The sequence below is a fragment of the Kitasatospora azatica KCTC 9699 genome, from assembly GCF_000744785.1.
GTDB classification, from domain to species: domain Bacteria; phylum Actinomycetota; class Actinomycetes; order Streptomycetales; family Streptomycetaceae; genus Kitasatospora; species Kitasatospora azatica.
This window is the reverse complement of the sequence record NZ_JQMO01000002.1, coordinates 1345138-1360556: the sequence shown is the minus strand read 5'-3', so window position 1 is coordinate 1360556 and position 15419 is coordinate 1345138. Positions and strand designations below refer to the sequence as shown.

General features: G+C 72.7%; 14 protein-coding genes. 6 read left to right on the top strand and 8 right to left on the bottom strand.

Annotated elements, in window-relative coordinates:
- Complete coding sequence (locus tag BR98_RS06360; RefSeq protein ID WP_035841000.1) at window positions 1–384, top strand: hypothetical protein; 384 nt, start codon at window positions 1–3, stop codon at window positions 382–384.
- 35 nt (window positions 385–419) lie between these two features.
- Here the strand turns inward: BR98_RS06360 and fabG are convergent, their stop codons facing one another.
- Genes fabG through BR98_RS06345 form a run of 3 tightly spaced genes read right to left on the bottom strand, consistent with a single transcriptional unit; the run spans window position 420 to window position 3598 of the window.
- Window positions 420–1178, bottom strand: a complete 759-nt coding sequence (gene fabG / locus BR98_RS06355; protein ID WP_035840997.1) for a 3-oxoacyl-ACP reductase FabG — start codon at window positions 1176–1178, stop codon at window positions 420–422.
- 22 nt (window positions 1179–1200) lie between these two features.
- Entirely contained in the window at window positions 1201–2388 is a 1188-nt protein-coding gene (locus BR98_RS06350; protein ID WP_035840994.1) for a thiolase family protein, read from the bottom strand.
- A 16-nt stretch (window positions 2389–2404) separates the two neighbouring features.
- Window positions 2405–3598, bottom strand: a complete 1194-nt coding sequence (locus tag BR98_RS06345) for an acyl-CoA dehydrogenase family protein (protein WP_035840991.1) — start codon at window positions 3596–3598, stop codon at window positions 2405–2407.
- A gap of 148 nt (window positions 3599–3746) precedes the next feature.
- Here BR98_RS06345 and BR98_RS06340 point away from each other — a divergent pair, with 148 nt between their 5' ends.
- The gene (locus BR98_RS06340) at window positions 3747–4454 is read left to right on the top strand and encodes a TetR/AcrR family transcriptional regulator (RefSeq protein WP_083976032.1); all 708 of its coding nucleotides are present in this window, start codon (window positions 3747–3749) and stop codon (window positions 4452–4454) included.
- On the opposite strand, the gene BR98_RS06335 is transcribed toward BR98_RS06340, so the two are convergent.
- A complete protein-coding gene (locus BR98_RS06335; RefSeq protein ID WP_083976030.1) occupies window positions 4397–5617 on the bottom strand; it encodes a nitric oxide synthase oxygenase in 1221 nt (406 codons plus the stop codon). The genes BR98_RS06340 and BR98_RS06335 overlap by 58 nt on opposite strands.
- Window positions 5618–5799: 182 nt before the next feature.
- On the bottom strand, window positions 5800–7305 hold the full coding sequence (locus BR98_RS06330; protein WP_051969360.1) for an APC family permease: 1506 nt from the start codon (window positions 7303–7305) through the stop codon (window positions 5800–5802).
- A gap of 144 nt (window positions 7306–7449) precedes the next feature.
- Here BR98_RS06330 and BR98_RS06325 point away from each other — a divergent pair, with 144 nt between their 5' ends.
- The gene (locus BR98_RS06325) at window positions 7450–8157 is read left to right on the top strand and encodes a TetR/AcrR family transcriptional regulator C-terminal domain-containing protein (protein WP_035843179.1); all 708 of its coding nucleotides are present in this window, start codon (window positions 7450–7452) and stop codon (window positions 8155–8157) included.
- Between the two features lie 94 nt (window positions 8158–8251).
- Here BR98_RS06325 and BR98_RS06320 read toward each other — a convergent pair whose 3' ends face one another.
- The 3 genes from BR98_RS06320 to BR98_RS06310 all read right to left on the bottom strand — a co-directional run bounded on the left by BR98_RS06320 (window position 8252) and on the right by BR98_RS06310 (window position 11369).
- Window positions 8252–9058, bottom strand: a complete 807-nt coding sequence (locus tag BR98_RS06320; protein ID WP_035840986.1) for a TIGR03084 family metal-binding protein — start codon at window positions 9056–9058, stop codon at window positions 8252–8254.
- Window positions 9058–10590: an AMP-binding protein gene (locus BR98_RS06315; protein WP_035840984.1), complete on the bottom strand. Its 1533-nt coding sequence runs from the start codon at window positions 10588–10590 to the stop codon at window positions 9058–9060. Before BR98_RS06315 ends, BR98_RS06320 begins: the two co-directional genes overlap by 1 nt.
- A gap of 92 nt (window positions 10591–10682) precedes the next feature.
- A complete protein-coding gene (locus tag BR98_RS06310) occupies window positions 10683–11369 on the bottom strand; it encodes a hypothetical protein (protein WP_035840982.1) in 687 nt (228 codons plus the stop codon).
- A gap of 217 nt (window positions 11370–11586) precedes the next feature.
- Between BR98_RS06310 and BR98_RS06305 the strand changes: the two genes are divergently transcribed.
- From BR98_RS06305 to BR98_RS06290, 3 genes are all read left to right on the top strand, one after another.
- Window positions 11587–13065: a DUF4331 domain-containing protein gene (locus BR98_RS06305; RefSeq protein ID WP_035840981.1), complete on the top strand. Its 1479-nt coding sequence runs from the start codon at window positions 11587–11589 to the stop codon at window positions 13063–13065.
- On the top strand, window positions 13062–14465 hold the full coding sequence (locus tag BR98_RS06300; protein ID WP_232247256.1) for a tetratricopeptide repeat protein: 1404 nt from the start codon (window positions 13062–13064) through the stop codon (window positions 14463–14465). Before BR98_RS06305 ends, BR98_RS06300 begins: the two co-directional genes overlap by 4 nt.
- Window positions 14466–14574: 109 nt before the next feature.
- Window positions 14575–15408 (top strand): SDR family oxidoreductase, encoded by an 834-nt coding sequence (locus tag BR98_RS06290; protein WP_083976024.1) that lies wholly within the window; start codon window positions 14575–14577, stop codon window positions 15406–15408.
- The last annotated feature ends 11 nt before the right edge of the window (window positions 15409–15419 follow it).

The following is a 15419-nucleotide window of genomic DNA, read 5'->3' as shown; positions in this document are numbered from 1 at the left end:
GTGTCCGACTCAGCCCGCTCCACTCGCTTCGTCCGCTCCACCCGCTGGTCCTTGGCGGCCCCGGGGCTCTTCCTGCTCGCCGTGCTCCTGCAGGTCCTGCACGGCTGGGCCTTCGACCGCGCCGTGCTGGAGCCGACCCGGCACTGCCACCACCAGGGCGCCGTGCCGGTGCTCGCGTTCGCAGCCGGCTTCGCCGCGCTCGGGCTCACCGTCGGGGCGCTGGTCATCGCGGTGCGGGCGCTGAACCGCGGCGCCGGCGGCGCCGGCCGGGCCCTGCTGGTGCTGCTGCTGGTCGTCGCAGCCCTGCTGCTGGCCTACGACGCGCTCGCGCTGCTCGGCGACTTCGCCCCGGGTGCGCACGACCCCTTCCACTGCGGTGAGTGAAGGAGCCGCAGTGGAAGGGGTCGTGGGTCGATCGCTCAGCGCGCCCCGCCGTTGACGTACAGCGTCTGCCCGCTGACGTACGAGGCGTCCTCGCTCGCCAGGAACGCCACCACCGAGGCGATCTCCTCCGGTCGGCCGGCCCGGCGCAGCGGGGTGCGGGCGGCCACCTCGGCCTGGTGCTCCTCGGGCGTGGCGCCGACCCGCTCGGCGGTGGCGGCCGTCATCGCGGTGGCGATGTAGCCGGGGGCCACCGCGTTGACGTTGATGTTGAACGGGCCCAGCTCGATCGCCAGGGTCGCGGTCAGGCCCTGGATCCCGGCCTTGGCGGCCGCGTAGTTGGCCTGGCCCCGGTTGCCGAGCGCCGAGCGCGAGCTGAGCGAGACGATCTTGCCGTACTTCTGCGCCACCATGTACTGCTGCGCCACATGGCTGCAGTTGTACGCGCTGGTCAGATTGACCGTCAGCACGGCGTCCCAGTCGGCCTTGGGCATCTTGAAGAAGAGGTTGTCGCGGGTGATCCCGGCGTTGTTGACCAGGATGTGCAGGCCGCCGAGCTCCTCGTTGAGCTGCGCGAAGACGGTCGCCACCGCGTCGTAGTCGGCGACGTCGCAGCCGTACGCCCGCGCGCTGCCGCCCTTGGCGGTGATCGCGTCCACGGTGGCCTGCGCCCGCTCGGCGGTCAGGTCGAGCACCGCGACGGTGGCGCCCTCCTCGGCCAGCAACTGCGCGGTGGCCGCGCCGATGCCCTGGGCGGCGCCGGTGACCACGGCGACCTTGCCGGTGAAACGTGACATCTCTGATGCTCCCTCAGTGACTTCAGTCGTTGGTGACGAGTACGGCGGTGCCCTGGCCGACGCCCACGCACATGGTGGCGAGCCCGCGCCGGGCGCCGGTGCGGCGCATCCGGTGCAGCAGGGTGGTGAGGATCCGGGCACCGGAGCCGCCCAGCGGGTGGCCCAGCGCGATCGCCCCGCCGGTCGGGTTGACCAACTCCGGGTCGAAGCCCAACTGGTCGACGCAGGCCAGCGCCTGGGCGGCGAAGGCCTCGTTGAACTCGGCCTCCTCGACGTCGCCGACGCTCCAGCCGAGCCGGTCCAGCACCTTGCGGGTGGCCGGGACCGGGCCGATGCCCATCACGTCCGGGTGCACGCCCGCCGAGGCGCCGGCGGCGTACCGGCCGAGCGGCTGCAGGTCGAGCTCGTGCAGCACCTGCTCGCTGACCAGCAGCAGGCCGGCCGCGCCGTCGTTCATCGGGGAGGCGTTGCCGGCGGTGACCGTGCCGCCCTTGCGGAAGACCGGCTTGAGCGAAGCCAGCCGCTCCAGGCTGGTGTCCTCGCGGATCGACTCGTCCTGACCGACCGTCACCCCGTCGGGCCTGGTCACCGGCAGGATCTCGGCGTCGAAGTGGCCGTCCTTGCGGGCCGCCGCGGCGCGCTGGTGGCTGCGCAGCGCGAAGGCGTCCTGGCGTTCACGGCTCACCTGGTACCGGGCGGCCACCTCCTCGGCGGTCTCGCCCATGCTGAGCACGCCGTGCAGTTCGGCCATCCGCGGGTTGGTCAGCCGCCAGCCGAGCCGGGTGTCGAAGGTCTCGATCTTGTGCGGCAGCGCCTCGTCCGGGCGGGGCAGCACGAACGGCGCGCGGGTCATCGACTCGCAGCCGCCCGCGATCACGATCTCCGCCTCGCCGGCCGCGATGGTCCGGGCGGCCATCGTGACTGCTTCCAGGCCGGAGGCGCAGAGCCGGTTGACGGTGGCGCCGGGGACGGTCTCCGGCAGGCCGGCCAGCAGGACCGCCATCCGGGCGGCGTTGCGGTTGTCCTCGCCGGCCTGGTTGGCGGCGCCCCAGTAGACGTCGTCGATCCTGGCCGGGTCGAGGGCGGGGATGTCGGCCAGCAGCTGCCGGATCACGGCGGCTGACAGGTCGTCGGGGCGGACGGTGGAGAGCGCGCCGCGCAGCCGGCCGATGGGTGTGCGGCGGGCGGCGGCGAAGTAGACGGGACGCACTTCGTTGGGCTCCGTTCTAGAACGCGTTGATACCTGTCAGGGAACGTCCGATGAGCAGCTTGTGCACCTGGCTGGTGCCCTCGTAGAGGGTCATCACCCGGGCGTCGCGCAGCAGTTTGCCGACCGGGTACTCGTCGATGAAGCCGTACCCGCCGAAGACCTGCAGCGCGTTGTTGGCGGCGCGGACCGCGGCCTCGCTTGCGTAGAGCTTGGCGACCGAGGACTCGGTGGCGAACGGCAGGCCGCGTTCGATGTGGTCGGCGACCCGCCAGGTGAGCAGCCGGGCCGCGTCCAGGTCGACCGAGATGTCCGAGAGCAGTTCCTGCACCAGCTGGTAGGAGCCGATCGGCTTGCCGAACTGCTCGCGCTCGGTGGCGTAGCGCACGGCGGCGTCCAGCGCCGCCTGGATGATCCCGACACAGCCGGCCGCCACCGACATCCGGCCCTTGGCCAGCGCGGACATCGCCACCGAGAAGCCCTTGCCGGTCGCGCCGAGCCGGGCGCTGTCGGGGACCCGGACGCCGTCGAAGCTCAGCTCGGCGGTGGCCTGGCCGCGCAGGCCGAGCTTGCCGTGGATCTCACGGCGCTCGAAGCCGGGGGTGTCGGTGGGGACCAGGAAGGCGGTCACGCCCTTGTGGCCGCTCTTCTCGGGGTCGCTGCCCCCCGTTCGGGCGAAGACCAGCGCCACATCCGCCCAAGTGCCGTTGGTGATGAACATCTTGGAGCCGGTGAGCAGCCAGTCTCCCCCACCCTCCGGGCGGGAGGTGCCCCCAGGCCGGTCCCGGACCGCCTTGGTGGTCAGGTTGGCGGCGTCCGAGCCGGTGCCGGGCTCGGTGAGTGCGAAGCAGGCCAGCGCCTCGCCGGAGCAGAGCCGGGGCAGCCAGTGGCGCTTCTGCTCCTCGGTGCCGTAGCTGTTGATCGACTTGGCGACCAGTCCGAGCGAGACGCTGACGATGCCGCGCACCGCGGAGTCGCCGCGGCCGAGCTCCTCCAGGACCAGGCAGTACGCCAGGTGGTCGCCGCCGCTGCCGCCGTACTCCTCCGGGATGGTCAGACCGAGGAAGCCGAGCTTGCCGAGATTGCCGATGATCGCGCGGTCCACCGACTCGGCGCGGTCCCAGTCGGCGGCGAAAGGGGTGATCTCGCGGTCGGTGAACTCGGCGGCGAGTGCACGGACCGCCGCCTGCTCCTCGGACAGCTCCAGGTTCATCGTCAGAGTCCCTTAAACTAGCGGTGCAAGTTTTTTGGACTGTAGCCCGCCCGGGACCGATCTGGGAAGGGGCGCCCTGCGAGAATGACCTTCCCCAGCCTTCGGCCCGGGGACCCCCATCGCCACCCGACCGGAGGAGGCCCCGCAGATGGCCCGGCCCCGCACCCCCCTGCTCAGCCGTGAACGGATCGTCACGGCCGCGCTGGCGCTGGTGGACGCCGATGGCCTGGAGGCGCTCTCCACCCGGCGGCTGGCCACCGAGCTCTCGGTCAGCGGTCCCTCGCTCTACAACCACTTCGCCACCAAGGACGAGCTGCTGGACGCGGTGGTGGACAGCGTGATGGGCGAGGTGGACCTGAGCATGTTCGCCGCCGGGCTCGACTGGCGCACGGCGCTGCACGACTGGGCCCGCTCCTACCGCGCCGCGCTGGCCGCGCACCCCCATGTGGTGCCGGTGCTCGCCCAGGGCCCGGGCCGGCGGCCGAACGCGCTACGACTGGCCGACGCCGTCTTCGGCTGCCTGGTGGCCGCCGGCTGGCCGCGCGGGCAGGCCACCCGGATCGGCGCGCTGATGCGGTACTTCATCACCGGCTCGGCACTCGGCTCGTTCGCGGCCGGCTTCCCGGAGGACGCGGGGGTGTACGGGAGCGAGTACCCGCACCTGGGCGAGGCGCACCGGCTGGCGGAGCACCGGAGCCAGGTGGACGAGGGCGCCTTCGAACTGGGGATCGAGGCGCTGCTGGACGGCCTCGAACTGCGCTACCTACGCGGTGGCCACCAGGGCGCGCAGGGCGGCGGTCACCAGGGCGCGCGGGCCACGAAGGCCGGGCGCAGCGAGGGGTCCACCGGATCGTAGTAGCGGTGGTAGACCGGGGTCAGCCCGCCGGAGACCGGCGGCACGATCCAGCTCCAGTCGGCGGGGGTCGGCCGCCCCAGCCGCTGCTCCTGGGCGACGTGCTTGAGGAAGCGCTCCGACTCGGTGTGATGGTCCGTCATCGTCACCCCGGCCTCCTGGTAGGAGTGCAGCACCGCGCGGTTCAGCTCGATCAGCGCGCGGTCCTTCCAGAGCGTGCGGTCGCTGGAGGTGTCCAGCTGCAGCCGGGCGGCGACCTCGGCCAGCATGTCGTAGCGGTCGGTGTCGGCGAGGTTGCGGGCGCCGATCTCGGTGCCCATGTACCAGCCGTTGAACGGGGCGGTGGGGTAGCGGATGCCGCCGATCTCCAGGATCTGGTCACTGATCGCGGGGACGGCGTACCAGCGCAGGCCCAGCTCGGCGAACCAGGCGTACTCGGGGTGGCTCAGCGGCACCTCGAGGGTGCTGTCCTCCGGCAGTTCGTACCAGCGCGGGCGCTCGCCCGCCCGCTCCTGGACCAGCAGCGGCAGGACGTCGAACCGGCCCTCGCCCGGCTTCCAGCCCAGGTCCTGCGCGCGGGCGGCGAGTTGACCGCCGGCCGGGTCGCCGGTCCAGCCGCCGTCCGGATCGGGGTAGCCGGCGTAGCGGACCAGCTGGGAGTTGAGGATGCGCGGGGCCGGTCGGCCCGGCCGGTCCGGGGCGAAGACGCTGATCACCGGGCGGATCCGGCCGCCGTTGCCGGCCAGCCTGAGGTGCTCGAAGCACTGCTCGGCGATCTGGTCGGCGTTGCTCAGCTCGCGCAGGTCGCGGACCACCAGGCTGCGCCAGTAGAGCCGGCCGATGCAGCGGGCGGCGTTGCGCCAGGCGACCTTGGCGCCGAAGGCCAGTTCCTCGGGGGTGTGCCGGTAGGTGCCGGTGCGGTCGATCTCGTCGAGCACCTGCCGCACTCGCGGACCCGGGGCGGGCGCGCCCGGCAGTTCGGCGTGGAACTGCCGGACGAAGGCCGCCGCTTCGCCGGGGTCGGTGAACGCCGGGGTCGGCGGGGTCGCCGGGGTCGGCAGGTTCGGCGGGATGGACGTGGTCGAGGTGGTTGACGGGGTCGGCGGGACCCGGCGGGCCTGCTCGGGGACGACCGCCTCGGCGGGGACCGGGTGGCCATGGCCCATTGGGCAGCCAGTCGCGGGGGGTGCGGGCTTGCGGGACCGTATCCGGCTGAAGATCAAGGGGCGTCCTTTCCGTCCCCATGGATACCTGACGGCCGCCGCCGGTAGCCGAAAGTAGGTGAATCTTGCACAGGCTCCGCCCGGGACGCGCTAGGCTGTCGGGTTCCGCGAGCATTTTGTGATGGTCATGCCATCTGGTCGGTCTTCTCCTCGGCGGCAGCGGCGTCAGCCGGCACCATCAGCCGCTGCGGTCGGCGCACCAGCAGGTAGCCGAGACCCACCAGGCTGACCGTCCCCACCCCGAGCAGCGCGGCCCAGACCTGGTACCAGGGCGCCCCGGCGGGGGCCAGGATCGTCCGCGGCCAGCAGATGTTGACCACCTCCAGACCGGTCCAGAGCACCGCCAGCGCGTTCAGCGCGGTACCGGCCCGTCCGTAGTTCACCTCGCCGGCCGGGCGCCAGCTGCCGCGCAACCGCGCGATCAGCGCCGCCAGGGTCAGCAGGAAGAACGGCAGGAAGGTGGCCGCGCTGCCGAAGGTGATCAGGCTGCCCATCGCCGCGCTCTTCAGTCCGAGCGGCAGCGCCGCGCAGCTGATCAGGGTGGCCGCGACCAGTCCGCCGATCGGTGCCTGGTGCTTGTTCACCTTGCGCACCTGCGCCGAACACGGGAACACGCCGTCCCGGGCCAGCGAGTAGAGGCCGCGCGCCGCACCGCCCTGCGAGGCCATCAGACAGGCCGTGAAGCTGACCAGCACCACCACGACGAAGGGCTTGGCCGACCAGTCGCCGAAGGAGCTGGTCACCGCGGTGGTCACCGGGTCCAGGTCCTGTCCGGCCACCACGGCGGCCGGGTCCGGGTGGGCCAGTGCGACGCCCACCGCGTTGAGGATCACCACCGCGCCGACGCTGAGCAGCGCGTACCACATGGCCCGGGGCACCTGGCGGCCCGCGTTCCTGGTCTCCTCGGCGGTGGAGACGCAGGCGTCGAAGCCGATGAAGGCCCAGCCGCCGACCGCGACCACGGCCAGGAAGGACATCAGGGCGCTGCTACCGGTGGCGGCCGGCGCGCCAAGGGCGTCGGTGAGCAGGCTGAAGCCGTGCTTGCGGAAGAAGAGCAGCAGCGAGACGCCGACCAGCACCGAGGCGATCGCCTCGGCGGCGATGCCGAGCGAGACGAACCAGCGCAGCAGGTTGATCCCGTAGGCGTTGACCAGCGCGCAGCCGAGCGTGAAGGCCGCCGAGACCAGCACCAGCTGGGCGGGGGCGGGGGTGGCTCCGAAGAGTGCGAAGACCCAGGGGGAGGCGAGGTAGGCGACCGTGGTGTTCGCGAACATCACGGCGAACTGCCAGAGCCAGCCGCTCAGCCAGGCGAAGGACGGGCCGGCCAGCCGCCGGGTCCACTGGTAGGCGCCACCGGCCAGCGGCCACTGGCTGGCCAGCTCTGAGTAGACGCAGACCACCAGCGCCTGCCCGAGCAGGCAGATCGGCAGTGCCCAGATCCAGGCCCCGCCGTCGATGCTCATCCCGACCTGGGCCACGGCGTAGAGCCCGACCACCGGCGAGACCACCGCGAAGCCCATCGCGATGTTGCCGAGGATCCCGAGGCTGCGCCGCAGCTCCTGGCGGTAGCCGAGGGCGGCCAGCCGCTCGCTGTCGGATCTCTGCTCGTTCACCGGGGTCTGTTGGCTCATGGGGGTCCGCCTCTGCTGTCGGGGAGGAGTTGGAGAAAACTAACTTAGTTAGTCGAGGACGGTAGACCACCGCACGGGGTGAGGGGAAGGCATCGACACCGGCCTGTAACCTGACGCCGACCAGAGAGCGTGAAGGGGTGGGACGTGGGGCGACCGGCAAGGGCGCTGCTGAGCAGGGAGATCATCGCCCGGGCGGCGCTGGACGTGGTCGACGAGACCGGTCCGGGCGGGCTCACCATGCGGGCGCTCGCCGAGCGGCTCGGGGTGAAGGCGGCCTCGCTCTACAACCACGTCGCGAGTAAGGACGAGCTGCTCGACGCGCTCGCCGAGCTGGTCAACGCGGAGATCGACCACGGGCCGCTGCGGGCCTCGGGGGCGGCGGGCGCGGGGGCCGTGGAGGCGGCGGGGGCGACGGCGACGGCGGGGGCCGGGGTGACGGCGACGGGCGCGGCGGACTGGCGAGAGGGCGTGGCCGAGTATGCGCGCGGCTACCGCCGGGTCTTCCTGCGGCACCCGAACACCATCGCCCTGCTGGCCCGGCGCCGGGTCGAGGCCGAGCGCCAACTCCTCGGCTACGATGCGTTGTTGGCCGCACTGCGGCGGGCCGGTCTGGAGCCGGCGGACGCCGCCGAGGCCGCGGCAGCGCTGGACTACCTGGTGCTTGGCTCCGCGCTGGAGACCTTCACGGAGGGGTTCGCCCGTCCTGCTGCGGCCTACCGGCCCCAGTACCCGCACCTCGCCGACGCCCTGACCGCCTCCGCCGAGCGGGGCGGCGGCCCGGGTGGCCTGGACGAGCGCGGGTTCGAGCTGGCGCTGGGGCTGTTGCTGAAGGGGTTGGGGAGTGAGCGATGACAGCTACGCGATAACAGCTGACAGATATTGAAATCTGTCAGCTGTTATCGCTCATTGCTCATCGCTCAGCTGTCATCGCGTGACGCGCCCCGCCTCACTCCCGCCCGCTCGGCGCCCGGCCTTCCCCCGGTGGGCCGGCGAAGGCCTGGGCGATCGGCAGCCAGGCGGTGGCCACCGGGCCGGTGGCGGTCAGGGACAGGTCGGCCGGGTGGCGGCGCTGGGTGGCGAGCAGGCAGAAGTCCAGGGCCGGCCCGGTGATCCGGTCGGCCGCGTCCTCCGGGCCCCAGCTCCAGAGCTCGCCGCCCGGGCCGGTCAGCTCGACCCGGACCGGCTCGGTCGGCACCGCCAACCCGTGCGCGGAGAAGGCGAATCCGAAGGTCCGCACGCCCAGGTGCGCGATATGCCGCAGGCGCGCGGTCGGTTCGCGTTTCACGCCCAGCGCGTCGGCCACGTCCTCGCCGTGCGCCCAGGTCTCCATGATCCGCGCGGTGGCCATCGAGGCGGCCTTCATCGGTGGCCCGAACCACGGGAGTCTGGCCCCTTCCGGCACCGCGTCCAGCGCCTCGAGCACCGCGGCCCGGCCGGCCCGCCAGCGGGCCAGCAGCTCGCCGTGCGGCAGCGCCGCCCCGGCCGCCGCCGCGCCGTCCACGATCTCGTCGAACTCGGCCGCGCCCACCAGCAGTTCGTTCGCCGCCGGGTGGAATCCCTCGGGGTCGCGGGCGGACTGCAGCGTCCAGTCGTCGGTCCAGGCCAGGTGCGCGATCTGGTGCGCGACCGTCCAGCCCGGCGCGGGTGTCCGGGTTGCCCAGCCCTCGGCGTCCAACTCCGCGACCAGGGTGTCCAGTTCGTCGCTCTCGGCGCGCAGGTCGGCGAGCAGTGCCACGGTCTCCTGACGTCCCATCAGTTCACTCCCTTGCCGTGGCCGTTCCAGTACGGCTCACGCAGCCGGAACTTCTGCAGCTTCCCGGTGCTGGTGCGCGGCAGGGTGTCCCGGACCTCCACGCTGGTCGGTGCCTTGTAGCCGGCCAGCCGGGCCTTGCAGTGCGCGATCAGCTCGCCCTCGTCGGCCTGCCGCCCCGGCTTCAGCACCACCAGCGCCTTGACCGTCTCGCCCCACTTCTCGTCCGGCACCCCGATCACCGCCACCTCGGAGACCGCCGGATGGTCGTAGAGCACGTCCTCCACCTCGATCGAGCTGACGTTCTCGCCGCCGGTGATGATCACGTCCTTCTTCCGGTCCGAGATGGTCAGATAGCCGTCCTGCAGCGTGCCGCCGTCGCCGGTGTGGAACCAGCCGTCCTTGAGTGCGGCCGCCGTCTCGTCCGGCCGTTCCCAGTAGCCGTCGAGCACCGTGTTGGAGCGGACCAGCACCTCGCCCTGGTTGTCCACCCGCAGTTGGGTGCCGAGCGCCGGGGCGCCGGCCCGGACGAGTTTCTCCGCCCGTTCGGCGGGGGACAGTTGGTCCCACTCGGCGCGCGAACGGTTCACCGTCACCACCGGCGCGGTCTCGGTCAGGCCGTAGATCTGCATGAACTCCCAGCCCAACTCGCGTTCCACCCGCTGGATCACCGAGCTCGGCGGGGGAGCGCCGGCCACGATCATCCGCACCCTGTCCCGGCCCGGGATCGGCCCGTCCCAGTGCGCGGCGGCCTCCAGCACGGTGGCCACCACGGCAGGAGCGCCGCAGAGGAAGGTCACGCCGTGCCGCTCCACCCGGCGCAGGATCTCCGGCCCGTCCACCTTGCGCAGCACGATGTGCTGGGCGCCGAGCCCGGTCAGGCCGAACGGCATGCCCCAGCCGTTGGCGTGGAACATCGGCAGGGTGTGCAGGTAGACGTCGCGGTCGCTCGCACCGAAGTGCAGTGCCATCAGCGTGGCATTCAGCCAGTTGTTCCGGTGGGTGAGCCGAACGCCCTTGGGGCGGGCGGTGGTTCCGCTGGTGAAGTTGATCGTCGCGGTGTCGTTCTCGTCGACCGGGTGGCGCGCCGGCTCACGGTCGAAGTCGTACAGCTCGGCGTCGCTCGCCGCCCCCAGCACGAACCGCCGGGCGCAGGTCACCTCGGCCAGCGACTGATCCAGTTCCGGGTCGACCAGCAGCAGGCTCGCCCCGCTCTGCTCCACGATGTACGCGACCTCCGCCGCGCGCAGCCGGAAGTTGACCGGTACCAGCACCCGGCCGAAGCCGCTGACCCCGTAGTACGAGGTCAGCAGCCGGGCTGAGTTCTGCGAGACGATCGCCACCCGTTCACCGGGGCCGACGCCCAACCGGTCCAGGCCGGCGGCCTGGGCCCGGGCGAGCTCCGCCACCCGCCGGTAGCTCAGCTCGCCCCAGGACTCGGCGGGCTGCTCGGGCTCGTCGACGATGCCGATCCGGTCCCCGTACACCAGCTCGGCCCGGTCCAGGAAGTCCATGACGGACAGTGGAGTCTGCATTCCGCCACTGTGGCCCGTGGGGGGAGCGATGCGCCAGACCCTGGCAGGCAGTCCCAGGGAGCCGGCCCCTGGCAGTCAGCCCCGGCGGCCGGTCAGGCCGGGACGTAGTCGAAGCGCGGCGTCAGGGTGCCGAACATCGAGTTGGCGGCCAGACCATTGCCGAACCACTGGGTGGTCAGGTCGGCGGTCTCCTGGGTGATGTGGAACGGCACCCGGTCCAGCGTGAAGCCGGTGAAGGTCGGGCGGCCGTTGGCGATCACCTCGGCGGGTGTGGTGTAGGCGAGCAGGGTCTCCTCGCTGATGGTCCGGCCGTTCACCCGGATGCCCGCCGAGTAGCCCGGCTGCGGCGCGATCCGGATCCAGGTGGCCTGTAGCTCGACGGAGGTACCGGTGCTCGCCTGGCTCAGCGTCATCCCACCGGGGTAGTAGATCCGTCCCTTGGCGTCCAGGTGGTCACCGGCGGTCGAGCCGATCGGCATGTCGAAGCCGAAGCCGTCCGGGTCCAGCACGAACGGCGAGATCGCGCCGAGGGTGATGCCGTTGGCGATCAGCCAGTCCCGGGTGGTGTCACTCACGCGGACGTGCGCGCTGCCCCACGGCGAGATGTAGATGCCCGGGGCCTCGGGGCCCGCCGGCGCGGTGACCGCCCGGTCGAGCGGCACGGCGCCACCATCGGCGGAGGCGGAGGCGGAGGCGGAGGCGAGGGCCGGGGCGGGGGCGGCCGAGAGGGTGAGCGCACCGGCCAGGGCCAGTGCGGACAGAACACGGAACAGGCGCATCGTCAGTTCTCCAGAGCGGAAGAGGAAGTGAAGCTTCGTCAACGAAGCGAGCCCATCAATAGGGCACTTCTGCAGCGTGCTGCCAGCCCATTGGGCCGTCCGAGTGAAAGTCTGCACACGATCGTGCGGTCTGCCCGTCACCAGGTCGATCCATGATCCATTTCGGTCCTACGGTGATCCGGCGCACCCGCCCCCGGACCTGTCTGGAGAACCGCCGATGCCTCGTTCCGCTCCGTCGACCCGGGTGGCCCGCCGCCCCAGAACGCTCGCCCTGGCGGCCGCCACCGCGCTGCTCACCACCGCGGCGCTGGCCGGTCCGTACCTCGGCACCAGCCAGGCCGGCGGCCACTTCGACGCGCCCGGCCAGATCGCCGACCCGCAGGCCAACTTCACCGACATCTATGCCTTCACCAGCCCGGACAACCCGGACATGGCCACCGTCATCGCCGACCTCCAGCCGACCCAGCTGCCCGGCACCACCCCCGCGCCGGTCAACTACCCCTTCGCCACCGGCGGAGCGCGCTACGAGATCCACATCGACGGCCACGGCGACGGCCACTCCGACCTCACCTACCGCTGGACCTTCCGCACCGAGGACCGGCGGCTGTTCGGCGCCGGACCGATCGCGATCGGCCAGGTCCGCTCGCTGCGCGACTCCGGCCTGCTCTTCCGCCAGTACTACACGCTGGAGCGGATCCGGGCCGGCCAGGCGCCCGAGGTGCTGGTCAAGGACGCCCCGGCGGCGCCCACCCAGCAGAGCATCGGCCAGATGCCCGACTACGGGGCGCTGCGCGCCGAGGCGACCACCGTGCTGCCGGGCGGCGGACGTTCGATCGCCACCCAGACTGCGGAGTCCTTCCAGGCCGACGCCCGGGTGTTCGGCTACTTCATCCTCGGCAGCGCGGGACCGGTGCCCGGCTACCTGCCCGCGGCCAACCCGCTGGCGGCGGTCAACGTCAGCAGCCTGATCCTGCAGGTGCCCAAGCGCGAACTCGCCCTGAACGGCGATCCCGGGCGCAATCCGGTGGTCGGGGTCTGGGCCACCCTGTCCCGGCCGGGCGCCAATCTGGCCCGCGACCTGCGTGCCCAGGACGCCGGCTACCGTCAGGTCGGGCGGCTCGGCAACCCGCACATCATGTTCGGGCTCTGGGGCAGCTTCGGCGGCATCGCCGCGCCCGGTGGCCCCGAGGACCGCTTCCACGCGCGGCCCGCCGACCAGGACCAGTACGACCAGGACTTCCTCAACTCCGCGCTCGACCCCGCCCCGCCGCACAAGATCGAGGCGGCCGGCCAGTTCCCGGCGCCGGCCGGCCCGCGCACCGACATCCGGGCGCTCTACCTCGGGGGCATCGGCAAGAACAACGGCGCCAAGTTCGGCTTCGACCTCAACACCCAGTCGATGAACGCCGACACCGACCCGAACGCGGTCGCCTGGGCCGACGAGCTGCGGCTCAACCTGACCACGCCGGTCACCGCCAACCCCAACCGCTTCGGCGTGCTCGACGGTGATCTGCAGGGCTACCCGAACGGCCGCCGCCCCAACGACATGATCGACAACTCGCTGCTGCGGATGCTGGAGGGCGAGCCGGGCGGTCCGTCCGCCGCCGGCCTGCTGCCACCGCCGCTCTTCGACCTGCAGCCGAAGCCGGCCACGGACACCTTCCCGTACCTCAACCTGCCGCACGCGCTGCCGTGACGGTTGACCTGCCCGAAGCCGAAGCCGAAGCCGGAGCCGGAGCCGAAGCCGAAGCCGAAGCCGAAGCCGAAGCCGGGCCCGGACCCGCACAGGGGCGCCGCCTGCGGTGGCTCGCCCGGGTCGCGGGGGCCGGGGCGCTGGTGCTCGCCTGCGCGGGCGGGCTGCTCGCGCTCGGGCCCGCCGCGCCCACGGCCGGCCCCGGCCCCGGGGCCGGGCAGGCCGTCCCCGCGCCCCCGGGCGACCCGCTGGCGGCGGCCCGGGCCGCCGTCCGGGACCGTCCGCAGGACCCGTACGCCTGGGAGCAGTTGGGCCTGGCCGACCTCGACCGGGCCCGCCTCACCCTGGACGCCGCCCGGCTGGCCGACGCCGACCAGGCCTTCCAGCGCTCGCTCGTCCTCAAGCCGCAGGGCAACTACGGTGCACTGGTGGGCACCGGCATGCTCGCCAACGCCCGCCACGAGTTCGCCGCCGCCCGCACCGCCGGAGAGCGCGCCACCGCGCTGGCCCCCGACCGTCCGACCGGCTACCTGGTGCTCGCGGACGCCGAGATCCAGCTCGGCGACTACCCCGCGGCCACCGCCGCCACCCAGCGTCTGCTCGACCTGGCCCCGACCGTGCCCGGCTACACCCGCGCGGCGTACGACCTGGAGACCCACGGGCGCGCCGAGGAGGCGGAGATCGCGCTGCGACGCGCCCTGGACAGCGCCGAATCCGCCGGCGACAGCGCCTTCTGCGAGCACCGCCTCGGCGACCTCGCCTGGGACCACGGCCGGCTGGAGGAGGCCGGCGACCACTACCGACGCGCCCTGGCCCAGGCGCCCGACGACTACTACGCCCAGGCCGGCCTGGCCCGGGTCCTCGCCGCCACCGGCCGTCCGGACCAGGCAGCGGAGCACTACCGCGAGCTGGTCGCGCACGCACCCACACCGCAGTTCCTACTGGAACTGACCGAGTTGCAGCTCTCCCGCAACCAGGACGCGAGCCCCCAGCTGACCGCACTCGCCGCCGAGGTACGCCTGCTGGACGCCTCCGGCGGACCGGTCGACCCGGTCCTGATGCTCTATCAGGCCGACCACGCCGACCCGTCCGTCGCCGTCCGGCTGCTCCGCGAGGAGTGGGCCCGCCGCAAGAGCGTCCTGGTCGCCGACGCCCTCGGCTGGGCCCTGCACCGCTCCGGGCAGGACGTGGAGGCGCTGGACCTGCTCCACCTGGCCGCCGCCACCAACTGGCACACCCCCCTCTTCGCCTACCACCGGGGCACCGTCGAAGCCGCCCTGCACCGGCCCGAGGCCGTGGCCGACCTCCGCGAGGCACTCGCCCTCAACCCGCACTTCTCCCCGTTCGACGTCCCACTGACTGAGCGCTTGCTCGGCGAACTGGGCGCCGCCCCTCAGGGGTGACCGCCCGAGGACCACCGACCGAGACCTTCCGTCCTAAGCCCAATTCCCGATCCCGTCCCCGTCCCGTCGCCCGATCCGTGCCCACCCCGCGCGGGGCGAGAGTTCAGTCATGAACAGCACCGTGAACTCCACCCCGAACCCGTCCGCGCCGAACACCGCATCCCTGAACAGCGCATCCCTGAACAGCGCATCCCCGAACGCCGCATCCCCGAGCGCCGCATCCCCCAGCACCCCCGTGGCCGTGATCACCGGCGCCTCGCGCGGCCTCGGGCTCGAGCTGGCACGCGCCCTCGCCCGGGACGGCTGGCAGCTGGTGATCACCGCCCGTGACCCCGGCGCACTCGCAGCCGCCGAGGCCGAGCTGAGCCCGTACACCAAGATCGCGGCGCTCCCCGGCTCGGTCGTCGACGACGACCACCGCGCCGAACTCGCGGACGCCGCCGCCCAGCTCGGCGGCGCCACGCTGCTCGTCAACAACGCCTCCACCCTGGCCGGCTACGACCTCGCGGGCGGGCCGATGCCGAGCCTGGCCGAGTTCCCGTTGCCCGGTCTGCTGGAGACCTTCGAGGTCAACGTCCTCGCGCCGATCGCCCTCACCCAGCTGGTGCTGCCACAGCTGCGGGCGCGCGGCGGCGCGGTGATCAACCTCAGCTCGGACGCCGCCGTGGAGCCGTACGCCGGCTGGGGTGGCTACGGCGCAGCGAAGGCGGCACTCGACCACGCCTCGGCGATCCTGGCCCGGGAAGAGCCGGAGCTGCGGGTCTGGGCCGTCGACCCGGGGGACATGCGCACCCGGATGCACCAGGAGGCGTTCCCGGGCGAGGACATCTCCGACCGTCCGCTGCCGGTCACCGTGGTGCCCGCCTTCCGGGTACTGCTGCGGGACCGACCGGCCTCCGGACGCTACGCGGCCGCCGAGTTGACCGCCGACCAGGGTGTCTGACGTGTCGACAG